The following is a 17,624-nucleotide window of genomic DNA, read 5'->3' as shown; positions in this document are numbered from 1 at the left end:
ACTCCTCTATTAAGCAAGCTGTTAAAACACCTTGGCAGATTTTGCTGAAAAGCCAAATCAAGCCAAGAACCCATGCGACCCCACTCGGGCGCCGCAAATCGCCAGGAAACCCGGAATTACCTAACATGTTTATTTCTAACACAGATTACGATAAAAGTCAAGTAAAATTAAAAACACCCTCTTTAATTTATAACGTAGGCCTAGGGGTTTGTTTCAAATTTGATTACATTCAATCGTTGTTTATGATAGTCTGAGACTTAACACTCAGATTTGCACATAGGTGGTATGGTGAGCGAAATATTCAATGAGCTTGAGCAGGAAGTTAACGAAGATCTTCGTCGCGATAAGCTAATTCGCATATGGAACCAATACGGTAAGTACATCATTGCGGCTTTGGTTTTGGTTTTAGGCTGCATAATTGGCTATATGTCGTGGAGAAGCTATAAAGAAGCGAAGGCCATCGATTCAACTCAGCAGTTGATTCAGGTATTGAGGCAAGTCGAGCAAGGCAAAATTGTGGATGCCTTTACAGGACTGAGGGAGCTGTCGGGCAAGTCTTCAAGCGATGTCAAAACATTAGCGGAGTTTATATACTCTGGACTCCGCCTTAAGGTTTATGAACGGTCAGGAAAAATCAATGAACTTCAAGAGCAAGAACTTGATGAGCTAGTCGCCATAGAAAAAGACGCCAAGCAAAGCATCGTGTGGCGAGACCTTGCCGCTTTAACGACGGTGCTGTACAAATTCGATATTTTAAACCCGCAAGAGCTTATCAAAAAGCTAAAGCCTTTAACAAGCGTAGACAGGCCGTTTATGTTTTCGGCGCTTGAGATTACGGCCTTTTTGCATATGAAAGCTGGCGAGTTTGAGGAAGCTAAATCGCTTTTTGAGCAGATATCAAAAGACGCCAATGCTCCGGCCGAGATGCGCCAGCGCGCTGAGCTGATGCTGCAAAACCCTGTTTTACACCGTGGATAAGCTGTGGCTACAGATAATCAAGATCAACAAATCAGACTTGCAAGGCTGCAAAAGGTCGATGATCTGCGCAAACGCGGGATAGAGCCTTACCCTTACGAATTTATTAAGACGCATTCGTCGGACCAGATACAAACGGAGTTTGATTATCTTAATGAAGGCCAGGAAAGCGGAAAGCAAGCGTCGATCGCCGGAAGGGTCATGTCTGTTCGTAATGACGGCATGTTTGTTGATTTACATGATCCGAAAGGCAAAGTTCAGATCTTCTGTCATAAAAAGCTGCTAGCTGAAGATAAGCTTGAATTGATTCAGTCCCTTGACCTTGGGGATATTATAGGTGTTGCTGGCAATGTCAGACGTACCCCTAGAGGGGAAATAACTGTCGATGCCACTGATGTACAGCTGTTGTCAAAATGTTTGCTTCCATTGCCAGAGAAGTATCACGGCCTTGCTGACCGCGAACTCAAATACAGACAGCGTTATTTAGACCTAATCGTTAATAAAGGCTCGCGAGATGTGTTTACTAAGCGCTGTTTGGCTATAGATACGATCAGGAAAGTTCTGGTAGAAGACGGTTTCATGGAGGCCGAAACCCCGATGCTGCACCCTATCGCCGGAGGGGCTATTGCGAAGCCGTTTGTAACTCATCATAACGCGCTGGATATGGATCTTTACTTGCGTATTGCGCCTGAACTGTACCTAAAAAGACTTATCGTCGGCGGACTTAGCGAGCGAGTGTTTGAGATAAACCGTTGTTTTAGGAACGAAGGTATTTCCACTCGTCATAATCCAGAATTTACAACCATTGAGATATACCAAGCCTATGCTGACTATAATACAGTCATAAACATTACAGAGGCCGTCGCAACGTCTGTGGCCCAAGCTCTGCACGGGCAGCTGTCGATCGAATACGACGGCAAAGCTTTAGATTTATCTGCTCCTTGGAAAAGGCAGTCTATGACGGAACTGATTAAGGAACAAACCGGTATCGACTTTCTTCAAGTATCCAGCGATGAAGAGGCCAGATCTTGTGCAAAAAATATCGGTGTTGTCGTCGATGACAGCTTTGGCTGGGGAAAGGTGATAGAGGCTGTATTTGAGGAAAAGGTGGAACATCTGCTTATCCAGCCGACTCATGTGACGGATTTTCCGCGAGAGATTTCCCCCTTGTCCAAGATTCACCGGCTCGACCCAAGGCTAACCGAGCGGTTTGAGACTTATATAAACGGCTGGGAGATAGCAAACGGCTTTTCCGAGCTCAACGATCCGGTTGACCAGCATGCCCGCTTCTCTGAGCAGCTTAAGGCACGCGAAGCCGGCGACGGCGAGGCTCATTGTATGGACGAGGATTTTATCACTGCCTTAGAGTACGCCATGCCGCCATGTGCCGGCCTGGGGATTGGTATCGACCGCCTTGTTATGATAATGACCAATTCTTTATCGATCAGGGACGTAATCGCCTTCCCAACGCTCAGGCCTAAGTAAGCTTTGCTAATTTCAATCCTGCAGGAACGTTGACAGAAAACGGGGTAATTTTTGTAGAGTTAGATCGGCCTACAAATCCATAATTAAGCCGAATCTGGTGTTGAATTTTTGGTGGTGCAGGACCATATTTTGCTCCCAGCTATAATCATGCAAACCAGTAGTCAGAGGAGGTAAATCAGGTACAGTATTTAAAGTCCTAAATTTGCTAAAAACCTTCTCCCTTAAAGTCCAAAATACATCAAATCTGAATCTAAAACGCTCAAAGAAACTTATCTCAAAGCCACATCCCACTCTAGGCGACATAGTTGTTCCTTTGTCTGAGCTGTAAGCCAGCCTTTCAGAATCAACAAAACCATGAGGTGGCAGCACTCCTAAGCCAGTAAATTCAAATCTACCCGGCTCTCTAAAATGTGGGTTTACACCGCGCTCTTTAAGGGTATTGAATTCATATCCGGCCAGTACATAAGGTGTGAAATAGTTTCCTAACCTAACCCCAAGTCTATACGAAAAACCAAAAGAGCAATTTTCAAACAAATGATCCTTTTGCTTATTACCTTTGTGATCCAACATAGAACAATCGGCTTCTAAAGACATACGCAGTCTGAAAACTTTTATCTCTAGGCCGATAATCGCACCAAAGCCAACTCCGGAATTTTTAGTCAGCAGATCCTTGTCTGTATCATACAACACGTATCTGTTTGCATTATAAGCACCACCCGGCACGCCTACCACAGCCATCACGCCGCCACGACCTACGACCCATCCAGCATCAACTACGCCACCTACTCCCGCAGGATGGTCGGACACGAAATATAACGGTTCTAAAGTAGCTTTAGATCCAGCGTAATTACTTGTTACGCCCAGATATAAGTGTGGACGAAAAGAATCTTTGTCCCGACTTGAACAACCGGACAGTAGCAAGCTATTAAAAGTAATACCCTAAGCGCAATCAAGAATGCATCTCCCTAGATTTTTCGACTTTAACATCGACTTTTTTGTAAATATGATAAGTAATATAATATTTCTTGTCTTTATAATGGTAAATTCTAAGTTGCGTAGGCTAAATGACGGTGGCAAAAATAACACATTATTATACCTCACCTTAATAGCGAGTCAATTAATATGACGATGTTTTTTGCCATTTAATCATTGCTTAAAATTTTTGGTCGATCATGTATAAGGCTGTAAGGAATAAAATTAGATATGTTTGACAAAACAGTCAATTGGGCATCGCTGGCAATGTGCTTGGTAATCGTTACCAAACTCAATGCAACATTAAGATATTCTGCGGAAGACAGTTATCATGGAAGCAGCGTCATGCAACAGCGTACTTTTATCCCAGATATTGCCGAGCGGACTGCGGCGCCTAAGCAGCAAATTGCGGATCTTTCAAATTTCTCAAATATATTAAAGCCACAAAGCAGTTCAAAACTACAATATGATGGCGGTATATCAAGGCAATCTTCTCGCAGGCAGTATTCAAGCATAAAAGATACAAATTACTACAGCCCCATAGAAATCCCAGATCACCTTCCTAATATTATAAAAAACGATCTGTCCGACGAAATATCTTCAATAGATCAGCCCATCCCAGATGAGTTTTTACCAATCAGAAGGTATACATCAAGCTCAGAAATAATCATTTCTACGGCTAAAAAAGAGGAAAGCAATACTGCTAGTGATGATGATCAGCTGCTGGACGAGCAGGAAGGGAAGAAATCTAAGAAACGTAAGGCAGGCCAAAAATCGTCAAAAAAAGAGGACCGTGAGATTAAAAAAGTAGAAATTACAATAACAAAAACCAAATGGCCTGCTAAAGCGATAGGAAAGCCAGAACACGTGACCAAAACGTCAATACCTATGCAATAGTCTTCGGTGATGGTGCAGGTATTTATATTATGCTGTGAACTATGTGCTGACGCCCATTGAGGAAAGCGTTACCGGACATCTTTTTTCCTCCACTAGGGCAAAGGGCCTTTATAACTATCGCCCCATCTTTGCATTTAACGGTGAAGTCACAGTCAACAACCGTACCAGGAGGACAAGCATCTGGTGACGGAGGGCAATTGATCGCTTCGGCTTCGATAAGTTTAACATATACGTCGTCAACATAAATCCAAGCGCAAGGCCAAGGATTAAGGCCTCTGATCTTATTAATAAGCGCCTCAGCAGGCTTGTCCCAAGTAATTTGACCATCTAATTTTGTCAATTTCCTAGTGTAAATAGCCGAAAAATGATCTTGTGGCTTGGCCTTGCCAAGATATTCTTCAGGCGATTGCATAAATGCCTTAACCATATCTGCACCCAAGTTGGACAGCGCATCACTTAGCGTGCCAGCTGTCATACCCGGCGTTATGGTGGTACTTTTTTGCATTATTATATCCCCTGCATCTAGCTCTTCGGACATTTTCATGATGGTAACGCCAGTTGCCTTGTCGCCGGCCATAATCGCCTGTTGTATGGGCGAGGCCCCCCTCCATCGCGGCAATAAAGACGCATGTACGTTGATGCAGCCTAGCCTGGGAATGGATAAAACCTCGCGCGGAAGCATAAGGCCATAGGCCGCTACGACTATTATATCGGGATTAAGCCGTTTGAGGATATCCAATTGATCTGGCTGTTTAAGACTGAGCGGAGTAAATACGTCGATACCGAGGGAATCTGCGCACTGATGTACAGCAGATTTGGTCAATTTTTTTCCGCGACCAGCCAAAGCCGGCGGCTGAGAATATACTCCAACTACTTTACTAACGCCAAGCAAGGCTTGCAACGTCGTTACGGCAAACTGCGGAGTGCCCATAAATACAACAGATCTTTTTGACCCTGCTTCCACAAGCTTAAGAGTTTATTGCCAAATCAACGCCCCTAAGGAGCCGTAGGCTTGTTAGCTGTAGGATTATTATACTCAGCTAAAGCCTGTTTGCGCTCTGAATCTTCAAGTCGATCTATAAACAGCTTGCCGCCAAGATGATCTATTTCGTGCTGGAAACAAAAGGCCAAAAGCCCTGTAGCCTCCACGGTTTGCTTCTTGCCTTGCTCGTCTAAAAACTCAACTGAAACAGAAGTAAATCTTTTTACTTCGCGGTAAACTTTTGGTAAAGACAGGCATCCTTCTTTAGAGAGGGCCCAGTCATCAGAGCACTTTATAATTTTAGGGTTTACCATCTTGTAAAATGTCGGCCCAATTAGACAATCGCCAGCAATACCTTTTTCGCCACCTGAAGCTTCGATCACAGCTTCTTGGATTGCCTTGTTATGCACTACAATCAAGCGCTTAGAGATACCAACCTGAGGGGCTGCTATGCCTATACCATCTTCTTGAAGCATGATATCTTTCATTTGCTCAAGAATATCGCGAATATCTTCAGATACCTCAGTTACTGGCTGAGCCTCTTCGCTCAGAACAGGGGCAGGGTAAACACATACTTTCATACCAACCACTTCACCTTCGGCCAACAAACAACAAACCAGTACTTGCGCCCACTTCATCTTCCTCTCAATGGTCTCTTTGAGCCTAGATATACACTTTGTAGCTGGGTTATAGCAATCATTTTTGATAAAAGCCTAATCTGTCTATAATGATTTCAATTCAGAAAAAACTCGGTTCGTAGAGCTGGTAAACTGTAACTGTTCTTATTTGGATAAGACTTTGATTTTAGACCAAGCTATAATTTTACCTAGATAAAGTTCGGTTCGTAGAACTGACAATCGGGCCTGCTGCGTCACATCAGACTGGAAGTAGAGTTTGCTTGGGCATTTATAAAATCGCACCGACTCATCGTCTAGATAAGCTTTACAATTCTAGATCAAGTAATGATTTTTATTTGAGCAAAGCTCGATTCGCAGAATCGGCAATCGAGTAAGCCATTCAGGCTTCCGAGCCTTGCTTTAGCAAGCCCAAATAGACTAATCCAGAGGTACTTTTCGACCTGCCGGCAGCCTACAAATCCATAATGATGCCGAAGCGAGTGGAGAATTTCTTGTGATACCAGGTCATGATAGCATCGGCGCCATAGGATGGATCAAAACCCACCCCCACTGGTGCCACAGTATCTGTTCTGAACTTACCAGCAAATCTTCTCTTTAAAGTCCAAAACGCATCAAATCTAAATTTAAAACGCTCAAAAAAGCTTATCTCAAATCCACAGCCCAATCGTGGACTTTGAATCATCTTGCTGCTCTCTATATTGTAAAAAAGCCTATCAATACTACGATAGACTGTCCTGCCTGCACCGTTTGGATCAGTGGTATAATCTCCGCTATCCCTAAAGTGCGGATTTTCACCGCGTCCCTTGAAGGTACTGAACTCTACTCCAGCAAGCAAATATGGCGTGAAATAGTTACCTAGTTTTAAGCCAAGTCTGTACGACAACCCAAAAGAAAATTTCTCAAACAGATTGTCTTTTTGCTTATCCTTTCCGTAGTTTATATTGGAACAATCAGCCTCTAAGGACATTCGCAACTTAAAAACTTTCATCTCTAAGCCAACTATTGCGCCAGTACCGATTCCTGAGTTTTTTGTGGCTAAATTTCCATCTATACCGCCAAGCACAATACCGTTTTGGTTGAAAGGCCGAGCAGGAACAGCCCCTGCCGCATCAGGAACAGTAACAACCCCATTACGCCCTACTAAGAAACCACCACTTACGAAATCCCCTATAACCAAGCCAGGCACGAAGTACTTTGGCTCTAGGGTAGCATTTGAGTCTGAATAATTACTGGTCACACCTAGATACAAATGCGGGCGAAAGGAATCTTTATTTGGACTTGAGCATCCGGATAAAAATGTTATCGATGAGGCCATAAACAACATTGATGCAAATTTGTCAAATAGATCATAAAAATTTGAACGGCCAGCGATCTGTATTCTAGATAGGCCCAGTTTGGGCTTGCTAACGCAAGGCTCGGAAGCTTGAATAGCTTCCTCGATTGCCAGTTCTTCGAACTGAGCTCTTCTTAGATTAAAACCGTTACTAAATTTAAAGTTATGCACTCTATCCAAAGATAACTTAAAGCTAGTGCCGGCTTCTTCAAAAACATAATCATCCCAATATCTAGCACCTAGTTCAGGGCAAGATTGCCCCTCAGTACTAGTGCCAAAGAGAGGGTTAGGCCCCCCCCCCCATGTCTTTTCTATTTGCACCACCAGTCACCATCATAAATACCTCAACGCAAAATCAAATTATCATCTTTGTGTTCTGCAGTCGGCTGTTCATTGGATAAGTCGATGCCGAAGGATTCTGCAGACAACAAGGCCACAATACACAGGGCCAATGTTCTTAGACTTTTTTTCATAGATTTCTGTCCATAAGTCGTGTCGAAGGTATCATAAGCCTAATTAACAAAACCTAAATAATTCTGGCAAAATGTACCATTTTTTTAAATAAAACAAAATACTTTACTCAATAATTACCTGCTTCTAAGCCCTGATCATGCTAAATTGGATAACATTGATACAGCTTCTATGGCGTTTGGCGTGTATTATTGCTTTTCTATAGTTGCAATAAAGCAAGCTCTGGTGTAGGTAATTGGTTAGGCTTTTGACGCCTTCGACACGATTTGTGAACAGAAATCTATGAAAAAAAGTCTAAGAACATTGGTCATGTGTATTGTGGCCTTGTTGTCCGCAGAATCCTTCGGCATCGACTTATCCGATGAACAGCCGACTGCAGAGCATAAAGACGATAAATCGTCGCTAGATGCCGATGTTCAGGAGGTTACCCTGAAAGTAACTTGCGGGTGTAAGGGGCGTGAGCTAGAGCTCTATCAGCAAGCGGCAAAGGAATGGGAAGCTTTAACTGGGCATCGCGTTGAAATAATCACCCTGCCAAATGAAAGCAATGAGCGGCTGAACCTGTATTTACAGCTTTTACGGGCAGAATCCCAGGACCTTGATATCTTGATTATCGACGTTACTTGGCCAGGCATATTGGCGAGCTACCTCATTGATCTGAAAGAATACTTTAAAGGCGAAATTCCCGAATTTTTCCAAGTTTGTATAGCAAATAACACGATTGACGGTCAGCTGGTCGCCATTCCCTGGTACATAGACATGGGGATATTATACTGCCGCAAAGATCTGCTTGAGAAATATGGCCACAGTGTCCCAAAAACTTGGGATGATCTGGAAAAAATAGCAACCGACATTCAGGATAAAGAGCGCGCAAACGGCAATTCCAGAATGTGGGGGTATGTGTTTCAAGGGAAGTCCTATGAAGGGCTGACCGTTAACGTTGTCGAGTGGTTCTGTTCTGCTGGCGGTGGGATAATGGATAATAAAGGCAAGCTGGCAGTCGATACGCCGTCCAATCGGCGTATGCTAAATATGATATATAAATGGATTGGCGCCGTAGCGCCCTCCGGCGTACTTGGATACACAGAAGAAGAAGCCAGAGGCGTGTTTCAGTCTGGTAACGCCGTGTTTATGCGCAGTTGGCCATACGCTTTTGCACTATTAAGCTCGCCTGATTGCCCCTTAGCTGGCAAAGTCGATGTAGCTCCATTGCCGATAGGGCCAGGAGGTCGGCACGTTGGGATTTTGGGCGGTTGGTCGCTGGGTATATCGAAATTCTCAAAACATCCTAAAGAAGCCGTGGCGTTTTTGCGATACCTGACTTCTCACAAAGAGCAAAGACGTCGGGCAATTGAGGGCGGCATATCTCCGTCTAGACCAAATCTGTATAAGGATAAAGCCATGATTCAAGCTCAACCATTCTTCGCCAAACTCAGCGATATGTTGGATCACATGGTCGTAAGGCCGTCATCTCAGTTTGGCTCACTTTACAGCCAGGCCAGTACAGAAATTTTTAACTCAGTCCACAGTATGATAGCGGGGCACAAGCCAATAGACACCGGCCTTAAGCAACTACACAAACGTTTGTCTCAGCTTTTGGACAGAATCAACAGGTACGCTGGAGAGTAGCTTTTGTCTAGCAAAGTCAGGCGATATCTGTCGAAATATTCAGCCTTAAAGGCTTGGTTGTTCTTGTTTCCCTGCCTGGCGGTAATCGTTCTAGCGGGTGCTTGGCCGTTGTTCAGAACATTTTCCCTAAGCTTTACAGATGCGGCGCTTGATTCATTGTCGTCAGGGGCGTTTGTTGGCGTAGGCAATTTCTGTGACCTATTTGAAGATCCTGATTGGTGGGTAGCTGTAAAAAATACGCTGTTTTTTGCCGTGGTTTCTGTTTCCCTTGAGGCGATTTTGGGGTTTTGCGTTGCGTTCGTTTTACATCGCAGCCTTCGGTTTAAAACGGTTTTACGAGCGATTGTACTGATCCCATGGGCTATCCCCACCGTTGTATCAGCCAAAATCTGGGGTTGGATGTTCCATGACGTATACGGCGTCATAAACAGGGTTTTAGAGGTTATTGGTGTGCTTTCTAGCCCAGTATCGTGGGTAGCCTCTTCCGAACTTACGATGGTTGCCATAATCATAGTTGACGTATGGAAAACAACGCCGTTTATGGCCTTGTTGTTGCTAGCTGGCTTGCAGTCGATATCCAGCGAGTGTTTCGAGGCAGCAAAGATAGACGGTGTATCCACCTGGAGGTTGATCTGGCATATAGTGCTGCCAATGCTTAAGCCGACTTTCGTAGTTGCGTTAATATTCAGGACGCTTGATGCGCTTAGGATATTTGATTTGGTTTATATATTAGGCAGCGGGGACCTTAGTTGCGCGACGATGTCGGTTTATACGCGGCGGTATTTGATTGACTTTGGCGAAGTTGGTCGCGGGTCTTCAGCCGCAACTATGCTGTTCTTTACGGTTGCTATGGTCAGCGTCTTATACTTCACCGTGGGACAAAGAAATTTGAGGAAGGCAAGCTAAATGGCCCTAAGCTGGCAAACAAGAAGATTTTTAAGGCACTCTTTGCTTATGCTTTTTTGCACGCTGGTGGTTATGGGGTGCTTGTTCCCGTTTTACTGGGCGGTAGTATCCTCTTTTAAGGTTGGAAGCGAAATTTTCAGCACAGACCTTCTGCCCAACAGGTTGAATTTTTGCAATTATTTTAACGTATTACAGACGGCCGGGTTCGGTAAGAGCTTAGCAAATTCGGCCGTTGTTGCAATTGCGACCGTAGTTGTAGTTTCTTTGTTGGCGTTATTTGCCGCATATCCTATGTCAAGAATGAACTTTAAAGGCAAGAAGCGTCTGTTGTTTTTTATACTAAGCGCAACTATGTTTCCGCAGGTTGCGGTTTTATTTGGAATGTTTGAGCTTTTGCGCTTCTTTGACCTGTATAATTCCCGCGAGGGATTGGTATTGTCGTATATGATACTGACGCTGCCTTTTACGGTTTGGGTTCTTTCAAGCTTTATGCGTCAGATTCCCAAGGAAATCGAAGAGGCCGCGATAATGGATGGGGCAAGCAAGCTTACGATACTTTTTCGGATCTTTTTCCCCATCATGAGGCCGTCAATGGTTACCACAGGACTTATGGCCTTTATCACTTCATGGAACGAGTTTTTGTTTGCGTTGACTTTCTCTTTAACCGGAAAAGCGCGGACAGTGCCTGTAGCGATTGCTTTGCTCAGCGGGGCTGGGCAACACGAAATTCCATGGGGAAACATAATGGCGGCAAGCGTTATTGTCACAATTCCCCTGATTTTGCTGGTTGTGTTCTTTCAGCGCAGAATTATCTCTGGCTTGACGTATGGCGCAATAAAAGGCTAAGTTCGCCTAATTTCTAGGCAAAAATGATTAATTCGATAATACTTGGCGTTGGCAGCAAATTACCAAGCAAATGCTTAACTAATGACTGCGTTGCCAAAATGGTCGACACGTCCGACGAATGGATCGTGCAAAGGACGGGAATCCGGCAACGGTACGTACTAGAGCCCGGTGAGGTAATATCAACCTTGGCGGCAGAGGCAGCTAAAACAGCCATCAGTAACGCCGGGATTTCTGAGCGTGAGATTGACCTGATTATTGTGGCTACAGCCACCCCAGAGAAAACTTTTCCTTCCACTGCCGCACTTGTGCAAGAAAAGCTTAACACAGACAATTGTGCTGCTGCGTTTGATGTTAATGCTGTTTGCAGCGGATTTATTTATGCTCTGTCAGTTGCTGATTCATTTATAAAGACCGGTCAAAGCCAATATGCCCTTGTCATAGGATGCGACGCTATGTCAAAGATTGTCGATTGGAAAGACCGCTCAACTTGCGTCCTGTTTGGCGATGGCGCTGGGGCAATGGTGCTGGGGGCAAAGCGCTTCGATACCGCTGAATCAAAAAAAACCGGCATTATCGCCACTAAACTGTTCTGCGACGGCAAGCTGTCCAAAATACTTGGGACTTCTGGCGGAACATCAACTACGTGCAGTAGCGGCGTAATAGTCATGAACGGTCGCGAGGTGTTTAAGCACTCTATTGAGAAAATGTCCATGGCCGTCCAGACGGTTCTGTCTAAAGCCTGCCTGACAACAGATCAAGTCGATGTCCTGGTACCACACCAAGCCAACAGGCGTATATTAAATGCCGTAGCTGAAAGGCTGGGGTTTGATAAAAGCAAAATGATCGATACGGTCAGCGATTTTGCCAATACATCGGCGGCTACTATCCCAATTGCATGGGATTACGGCTTTAAAAAAGGAATTATCCGAAAAAATCAAAACATAGTATTGACCGCCATGGGCGGCGGTGTCACTTGGGGCGCAGCGGTTATAAGAACTTAATACCGCTTAATTGGCTATTTGCCTTTTTTGGCGGCTGCTGTTTTGGTAGGCATCCCAGCCTTAAACATTCGCATAAATTGCTGAAAATCTTGCATAAATGCGTCGCTTATCGCAGATTTATAGTAATCAATGTTATTCTTGAACTCAATCATCGGTTTAATCAAACGCTCATAGCATAATTTGCTGTCTATCAACGCATTAGAAAACCTGTCAAACATGGCATCCCTCATTGTTAAAACCCGTTAATAAAATTCTCCAATAAATAGGTTAACAAAACCTCTAAAGCGCAAAGGGCCCGCACTTCGATATGTGCCAAGCCCTTAGGTTACCTGTCACAGCGTCCTTTAATCCACCCGCATCAATTCATCTAAAGGAGTTTTAGGTATAGACAGAATACTGATCACTTCGTTAAACTGCGGCAAATGGACCTGCTCTTCAGCATGATATGTCCATCTACGTATAGTTTCTCTAGAAGTATCATCCATTCTGGATATGTCGGCTGGCAAAGTTGGTTGAAACCTAAAATACTTTATAGCCGGATCTGCATCTGCAAAAACAGACATCTGATAATCAACAGTCGCAGCAGATGAGTCTATGCTTATATCCGGAAAAGCAGTCGCCCAATTATATCCCCTCATACTTTGAGAATCGTCATATAAAAGCGGGGTATGAGAACGCCCTGTCCCTAACGATAGAATGAAAAATTCATCCGCCAGCGGATATCTTTTTTTTGCCTCTGCAAAAGCGCACATAGTCGGATCATTTGCCAACACGCCGCCGTCTATCAGCACGTGAATTCGCGTTTCGCCAAGCTGATTCGCTTGGCTTACAATCTTCGCAGGCTTAAAAAAAGAAGGAGCAGCCGATGTACCACGCGCTATATCGTAGGCGAAGAAATCGTAAAGAGGATTTGTAACCGCCCTATAACTCTTGAATATTTTCGGATATCCCCTTTCGGCGTCATAACAAGGTACTATCACATCGTTTAATGAGTCGGAAAACAGGGCGTTTCCGAATTTGCCCATTAATTTACTGTACAAATATCTACTTTTATACTTAGTCCTAAAAGCGCCGCCAAAGCTGAACCTCTTCTTGACAAAGAATCCTGACATTTCGTGCTGATACATCGTCAAAATATCATGCGCCGAATGTAATGGCCTGCCTGGGATTTCTGGATTCCTCATGGTAAGGGACAAGGCAATTATTCCGCCAGTCGACGTGCCCGACACCATATGGAACATATCCGAAACTGGATACCCGGTAGCCTCCTCCAGCCTTGTAAGCTCATATCCTGGAATTACCCCTCTGCCACCCCCGCCATCGATGGCTAAAATTCTAACCTGCTTTACAGGTATTATCGGTGCAAAAGCCGGCAAAATTGCATCAGGTAATAAAGGTGAAGGCGCAATATCCAATGATGCTGCACGCCCCTCATCACCAAGTCTCGGTAATAACCTAAGCGTATTTGGAGATGGTGCGCTAGGGCTTGCCGAAATTAGGCGCACAGGCGCCGTCAATGTGGCACGAGGTGTTGCTATATTTGAAGTATCACGGCTGTAAACCGGAGTTTGTACATCAAATAACTGTTGATCAACGGGGGGCGCAATAAGGCGAGGAAAAGCCATTTGCGTTTCTACTTCAAATGCATTTTGCCTAGATGGTAAAGTACAGTTTGATTCATTGCAATAACCTAAACATAACAAAATTAATATAGCTGTTTTTTTCATATTAAGCTCTAATTGACCTTTAATTAATTTTGACAATTATTTATTAATATTGAGTAAATTTTAGTCAAAAATTAATCCAAAATTGAATAAATTTTAGCTTTTGGTTAATGAAAGTTTTGAAGAAAATTATTGACTAAATCTTGGCGCTGTCTTAGATCGCTTGCTTTATAAGTGCTCAGACGATATCTCTATCAAGGTCTTAGGGTGCGATTTGTGAAACACACACTTAACGAGTCAATACTTCGTCTTTACGATATACGGGGCGAGTTTGGCAAAACTCTAAACAACAAGGACGCTTTCTTTATTGGGAAAGCGTTTGCTTCAATTGTAAGAAATGACGGCGGGTTACGCATAGCTGTCGCAAGGGATGGTCGACTGTCATCGCCTGAGCTGACTGACTCTTTGGTTCAAGGGCTTGTGTCTTGCGGCACAGATGTTTACTTAACAGGACTTGTGCCAACGCCTGCGCTTTATTTTGCTGTGCATGATCTTAATCTTGATGCTGGCGTTATGGTTACCGGATCACATAATCCAAAAGAGCACAATGGGTTCAAGCTGCTTCTGAGCGATAAGCCTTTCTATGGCGAAGATATTAAAAAGCTGGCCAAGATTGTCTACGATCAACGCTATTTAGATTCACCCAAAGTCGGTCAAATATTTGATGTTGATATATTAGACAATTACCTTAATGCCGTTTTTAGCAAAATTAATTTTGCTCATCCGATAAATATTGTTTGGGATTGTGGCAATGGCGCTGCGGGTGCAGTAATAAAAAGATTATCCGCAAGGGTTCCTGGTCATCACGCGCTTATCAACGAGCAGATTGACGGAAATTTTCCTGGTCGATCGCCCGACCCAACCGCAAAAGGCAGCATGGACCAAATACATCAATTAATCATGGAAGGTTCGTACGACCTTGGCATAGCCTTCGATGGAGATGCGGATCGGCTGGTGGTGTTAGACAATAAAGGTCGTATAATCTCAGGCGATCAACTGTTGTGCCTAATGGCCAGGGACGTTCTTGAAAAACATCCAGGGGCAAAAATAATCGCCGATATAAAAAGCAGTCTTGTTTTTTTTGATGAAGTTAAGCGACTTGGCGGGGTTCCGGTAATGTCTTCGACTGGGCATTCGTTAATAAAGGCCAAGATGCGCGAAACAGGGGCCTTGCTGGCCGGCGAGCTGAGTGGCCACTTATTTTTCAGCGATGATTGGTATGGATTTGATGACGCGTTGTACTCTTCGGTAAGGCTTGCTAGTTTTTTGACCAATCAGAATAAGTCATTAAGCGATTTGCTTGACGATTTACCTAAAACGTTCAGCTCCCCTGAAATACGGATTAGTTGCTCTAGGGATCGCGCTTTTGAAATTCTCGAAACCCTCTCGCGAGAACTGGCTTTAGAGCCGAGTTTAGAGATAAAAACCATCGATGGCCTTAGGGTAAAAAGCGAGTATGGATGGTGGCTATTGCGCGCTTCTAATACTCAAGACGTCATGGTTGCTCGCGCAGAGGCAAAAACACAAGAAAACTTTGTGAAGATTGAGCAACAGCTTTACTCAATTCTTAAAAGATTTGGATTGCAGTATAGGCGGGGCTGACACATCATCGCTCGCCGCTTCGTTATCAAATTTTCAAATCCAAAACTTGAGTTACAGTATAGGCAGGGCCGATACGTCACTGTTCGCTGCTGCTTCGATACGCTCCTTTGCTTTGGTTTTAGCAAAGGCTCGGTCAAGTTCAGTCACACGGTCATCGATCGCGTCATACTGAAAAGATACCTCTGGCACGAACCTTAGTTTCAGCTGCTGGGCCATATTAAAACGATATTTTTTAGATCTAAAGCTAAGATAATCGATCAGCATTTTTCGATCCACATCATTGCATTCCGTTACAAAGACCTTGGCGTATCTAAGGCAAGCAGATACATCAACGTTAGTAACAGTCAAGCACGGCTTGACCTTATCGGCAAAATCATAAAAGCTGTCTTGACCAAATATGCCAGAAAAAATTCTGCGCAGCTCCTCGGCCACTCTCTGCGGCCTGGCTTTAATAGCTTTCGGTTCAAATTTTGACTTAAAAAGCATAAAAATACCTAGAGGCAAATCTACCATTTCGTGGCGCAAAGGTAAACAGAACTTTACGTAGCGATTGTGTAAAACGTTTGTATAGCTAGCTTGCAAAACGGTTTGTGTAGCATAAAATATGCCCTAGCCAATCAAACAAACGAATGACTCCTTGATTTTGAGCAGTGTAACTCTCATCACCCACGGTTTACCCTGTATGAGATCTTTATGTTTTGCTCTTAAGCCGCCTCATTGAAATATGAAATAGTAAAACGTTACCCAGTTTGTCAATGAAGAGTAATGCAGCAGTAAATAATCTCAAGCTTAGTAATATAGACCGAGACGTGATAAAATATAAAGAAATTATCAGTCGTGGTATCTCTTCTCTTCCGGTAATATTTACCTCTAGAAGCGCCGACAGGTCGTTTATTTCTCCTAATGTACACTTCTCTGTGAGGCTAGTACACTACCCAGCAATCGCAAATGCAAGCCTTAACATCCAAGGCAACACCTACACATTAGATTTCGGCTGCCCGTCTCTCACCAAATACTATACGGGATAAGATTGCCAGTATATATCATTATTAAATTGCTTCATTGATGCAAAAAACGGCGTGATAAATACAAGAAACGTCAGGGCAGAGACCGCTTATTTCTTCCGAGACGCTTCTTTGTAATCAGGCATAACTGTCCAGCAGCGATACCTATTTATTATCTCGTACTTCTGAACATCTCTGCAATAGCGCTATCCATATCACGAACTTTATTTGCTTCTTCTATCGCATGACGGGCCATGTCCCATGCATACCTCTCAATCATACCATGTTGCGTAAGAACGTATACTATATACTTTTCACGATCTTCTTTACTAAGCTTATTATCAGGTCCCTCAGTAATACCTGTATAGCCAGGAATAGCCTTACGAATTTCTTCTAAAGGAATAGATCCATTGGTAGCTTCCACCAAGCTATATCTGATATTTGCAGGCAACGTTGGTGAAAAAGCATTGTATATTGGCGCCATGGAAGCTACACTCGAGACCTGATTATGAAGAGATGGAGTATTAATTTCCGGCGGAATTAAATAATGCTTTTGTAGTTCTGGATAAACCATCATTATATCATGCATGGAAATATCTTTCAGCAGCGGATTTTCTCTCCATCCTTGTAAGGCACTAAACATGAGGGCATGCCCTTTTTTCCCTTCTAGGGATAGTTGCTCATGTACTTCATTTATACGGTTTATATCACCACCGAAGCGCAAAGCATATTCATCTACAAGCTCTTGTGCGTTTGAAGGCAGTTTGCTCTCTTCCGTAATTTCAAAATCTGATACATGTCGTTCTAATTTTTGCCTTAGCTCAGAAATATAGCTATCCTCTGCTGTCGGAGCGGCCGGTCTTCTCATAGCCATCGCATAATTGTCTAACACTGACGATACTAAAGCCAATGCAGTCGCACTAAGTAACAATTTTTTATTCATTTCACTTTCCTCAAAAATAATTAAAACCCTTTGGCAAACAGTTTTGTATCAGACTCTAATTCTTCTAACTAGAGCAATATACATTCCCATTCCCCTCCACACTCAGGCCAGAAGTAACATCTTCTTCAAAAACAAAATCTGTACTTCCACTCCAGAGCGTATAATCAATATATAACAAGCAATCATTAATTGCAAGTTAATTTTTGAATAATAAGG

At 43.5% G+C, this 17,624-nt stretch carries 16 protein-coding genes; 8 read left to right on the top strand and 8 right to left on the bottom strand.

Annotated elements, in window-relative coordinates; translation table 11 throughout:
• Nucleotides 1-288: 288 nt before the first annotated feature.
• On the top strand, nucleotides 289-978 hold the full coding sequence (locus LBL30_02340; GenBank protein MDR1031942.1) for a tetratricopeptide repeat protein: 690 nt from the start codon (nucleotides 289-291) through the stop codon (nucleotides 976-978).
• 3 nt (nucleotides 979-981) lie between these two features.
• A complete protein-coding gene (gene lysS, locus LBL30_02335) occupies nucleotides 982-2,460 on the top strand; it encodes a lysine--tRNA ligase (protein MDR1031941.1) in 1,479 nt (492 codons plus the stop codon).
• A 69-nt stretch (nucleotides 2,461-2,529) separates the two neighbouring features.
• Here the strand turns inward: lysS and LBL30_02330 are convergent, their stop codons facing one another.
• Nucleotides 2,530-3,267, bottom strand: coding sequence for an outer membrane beta-barrel protein (locus LBL30_02330; protein ID MDR1031940.1), 738 nt, complete (start codon nucleotides 3,265-3,267; stop codon nucleotides 2,530-2,532).
• Between the two features lie 396 nt (nucleotides 3,268-3,663).
• Here LBL30_02330 and LBL30_02325 point away from each other — a divergent pair, with 396 nt between their 5' ends.
• Nucleotides 3,664-4,329 carry a hypothetical protein gene (locus LBL30_02325; protein ID MDR1031939.1) on the top strand — a complete coding sequence of 222 codons (666 nt, stop codon included), beginning with the start codon at nucleotides 3,664-3,666 and terminating at the stop codon, nucleotides 4,327-4,329.
• Between the two features lie 22 nt (nucleotides 4,330-4,351).
• Here LBL30_02325 and fmt read toward each other — a convergent pair whose 3' ends face one another.
• The 3 genes from fmt to LBL30_02310 form a co-directional block, all read right to left on the bottom strand.
• The gene (gene fmt, locus LBL30_02320) at nucleotides 4,352-5,293 is read right to left on the bottom strand and encodes a methionyl-tRNA formyltransferase (GenBank protein MDR1031938.1); all 942 of its coding nucleotides are present in this window, start codon (nucleotides 5,291-5,293) and stop codon (nucleotides 4,352-4,354) included.
• Between the two features lie 32 nt (nucleotides 5,294-5,325).
• Nucleotides 5,326-5,949, bottom strand: a complete 624-nt coding sequence (def, locus tag LBL30_02315) for a peptide deformylase (protein ID MDR1031937.1) — start codon at nucleotides 5,947-5,949, stop codon at nucleotides 5,326-5,328.
• A gap of 451 nt (nucleotides 5,950-6,400) precedes the next feature.
• A complete protein-coding gene (locus LBL30_02310; protein MDR1031936.1) occupies nucleotides 6,401-7,603 on the bottom strand; it encodes a hypothetical protein in 1,203 nt (400 codons plus the stop codon).
• 432 nt (nucleotides 7,604-8,035) lie between these two features.
• Between LBL30_02310 and LBL30_02305 the strand changes: the two genes are divergently transcribed.
• Genes LBL30_02305 through LBL30_02290 form a run of 4 tightly spaced genes read left to right on the top strand, consistent with a single transcriptional unit; the run spans nucleotide 8,036 to nucleotide 12,135 of the window.
• On the top strand, nucleotides 8,036-9,382 hold the full coding sequence (locus tag LBL30_02305) for an ABC transporter substrate-binding protein (GenBank protein ID MDR1031935.1): 1,347 nt from the start codon (nucleotides 8,036-8,038) through the stop codon (nucleotides 9,380-9,382).
• Between the two features lie 3 nt (nucleotides 9,383-9,385).
• Nucleotides 9,386-10,288 carry a sugar ABC transporter permease gene (locus LBL30_02300; GenBank protein MDR1031934.1) on the top strand — a complete coding sequence of 301 codons (903 nt, stop codon included), beginning with the start codon at nucleotides 9,386-9,388 and terminating at the stop codon, nucleotides 10,286-10,288.
• Nucleotides 10,289-11,134, top strand: coding sequence for a carbohydrate ABC transporter permease (locus LBL30_02295; GenBank protein MDR1031933.1), 846 nt, complete (start codon nucleotides 10,289-10,291; stop codon nucleotides 11,132-11,134). It abuts the gene before it with no gap.
• Between the two features lie 23 nt (nucleotides 11,135-11,157).
• Nucleotides 11,158-12,135 (top strand): ketoacyl-ACP synthase III, encoded by a 978-nt coding sequence (locus LBL30_02290; GenBank protein MDR1031932.1) that lies wholly within the window; start codon nucleotides 11,158-11,160, stop codon nucleotides 12,133-12,135.
• A 14-nt stretch (nucleotides 12,136-12,149) separates the two neighbouring features.
• Here the strand turns inward: LBL30_02290 and LBL30_02285 are convergent, their stop codons facing one another.
• Nucleotides 12,150-12,353, bottom strand: a complete 204-nt coding sequence (locus tag LBL30_02285; protein MDR1031931.1) for a hypothetical protein — start codon at nucleotides 12,351-12,353, stop codon at nucleotides 12,150-12,152.
• A gap of 126 nt (nucleotides 12,354-12,479) precedes the next feature.
• Nucleotides 12,480-13,760, bottom strand: a complete 1,281-nt coding sequence (locus LBL30_02280; protein ID MDR1031930.1) for a patatin-like phospholipase family protein — start codon at nucleotides 13,758-13,760, stop codon at nucleotides 12,480-12,482.
• 315 nt (nucleotides 13,761-14,075) lie between these two features.
• On the opposite strand from LBL30_02280, the gene LBL30_02275 reads away from it, so the two are divergent.
• A complete protein-coding gene (locus LBL30_02275; protein MDR1031929.1) occupies nucleotides 14,076-15,461 on the top strand; it encodes a phosphomannomutase/phosphoglucomutase in 1,386 nt (461 codons plus the stop codon).
• Between the two features lie 51 nt (nucleotides 15,462-15,512).
• On the opposite strand, the gene LBL30_02270 is transcribed toward LBL30_02275, so the two are convergent.
• Complete coding sequence (locus tag LBL30_02270; GenBank protein MDR1031928.1) at nucleotides 15,513-15,947, bottom strand: ribosome-binding factor A; 435 nt, start codon at nucleotides 15,945-15,947, stop codon at nucleotides 15,513-15,515.
• 690 nt (nucleotides 15,948-16,637) lie between these two features.
• A complete protein-coding gene (locus LBL30_02265; protein ID MDR1031927.1) occupies nucleotides 16,638-17,408 on the bottom strand; it encodes a hypothetical protein in 771 nt (256 codons plus the stop codon).
• Nucleotides 17,409-17,624: the final 216 nt, after the last annotated feature.

Source organism: Holosporales bacterium, assembly GCA_031263535.1.
Lineage (GTDB): Bacteria > Pseudomonadota > Alphaproteobacteria > UBA3830 > JAIRWN01 > JAIRWN01.
This window is presented reverse-complemented; position numbering and strand designations above follow the sequence as displayed.

Bases quoted from the DNA above. Each gene is read 5' to 3' on its own strand.
- LBL30_02265 (MDR1031927.1), bottom strand. From the start codon at position 17,408: ATGAATAAAAAATTGTTACTTAGTGCGACTGCATTGGCTTTAGTATCG.
- LBL30_02280 (MDR1031930.1), bottom strand. From the start codon at position 13,760: ATGGCTTTTCCTCGCCTTATTGCGCCCCCCGTTGATCAACAGTTATTT.
- LBL30_02295 (MDR1031933.1), top strand. From the start codon at position 10,289: ATGGCCCTAAGCTGGCAAACAAGAAGATTTTTAAGGCACTCTTTGCTT.
- LBL30_02305 (MDR1031935.1), top strand. From the start codon at position 8,036: ATGAAAAAAAGTCTAAGAACATTGGTCATGTGTATTGTGGCCTTGTTG.
- LBL30_02270 (MDR1031928.1), bottom strand. From the start codon at position 15,947: ATGCTTTTTAAGTCAAAATTTGAACCGAAAGCTATTAAAGCCAGGCCG.
- LBL30_02285 (MDR1031931.1), bottom strand. From the start codon at position 12,353: ATGTTTGACAGGTTTTCTAATGCGTTGATAGACAGCAAATTATGCTAT.
- LBL30_02290 (MDR1031932.1), top strand. From the start codon at position 11,158: ATGATTAATTCGATAATACTTGGCGTTGGCAGCAAATTACCAAGCAAA.
- LBL30_02325 (MDR1031939.1), top strand. From the start codon at position 3,664: ATGTTTGACAAAACAGTCAATTGGGCATCGCTGGCAATGTGCTTGGTA.
- def (MDR1031937.1), bottom strand. From the start codon at position 5,949: ATGAAGTGGGCGCAAGTACTGGTTTGTTGTTTGTTGGCCGAAGGTGAA.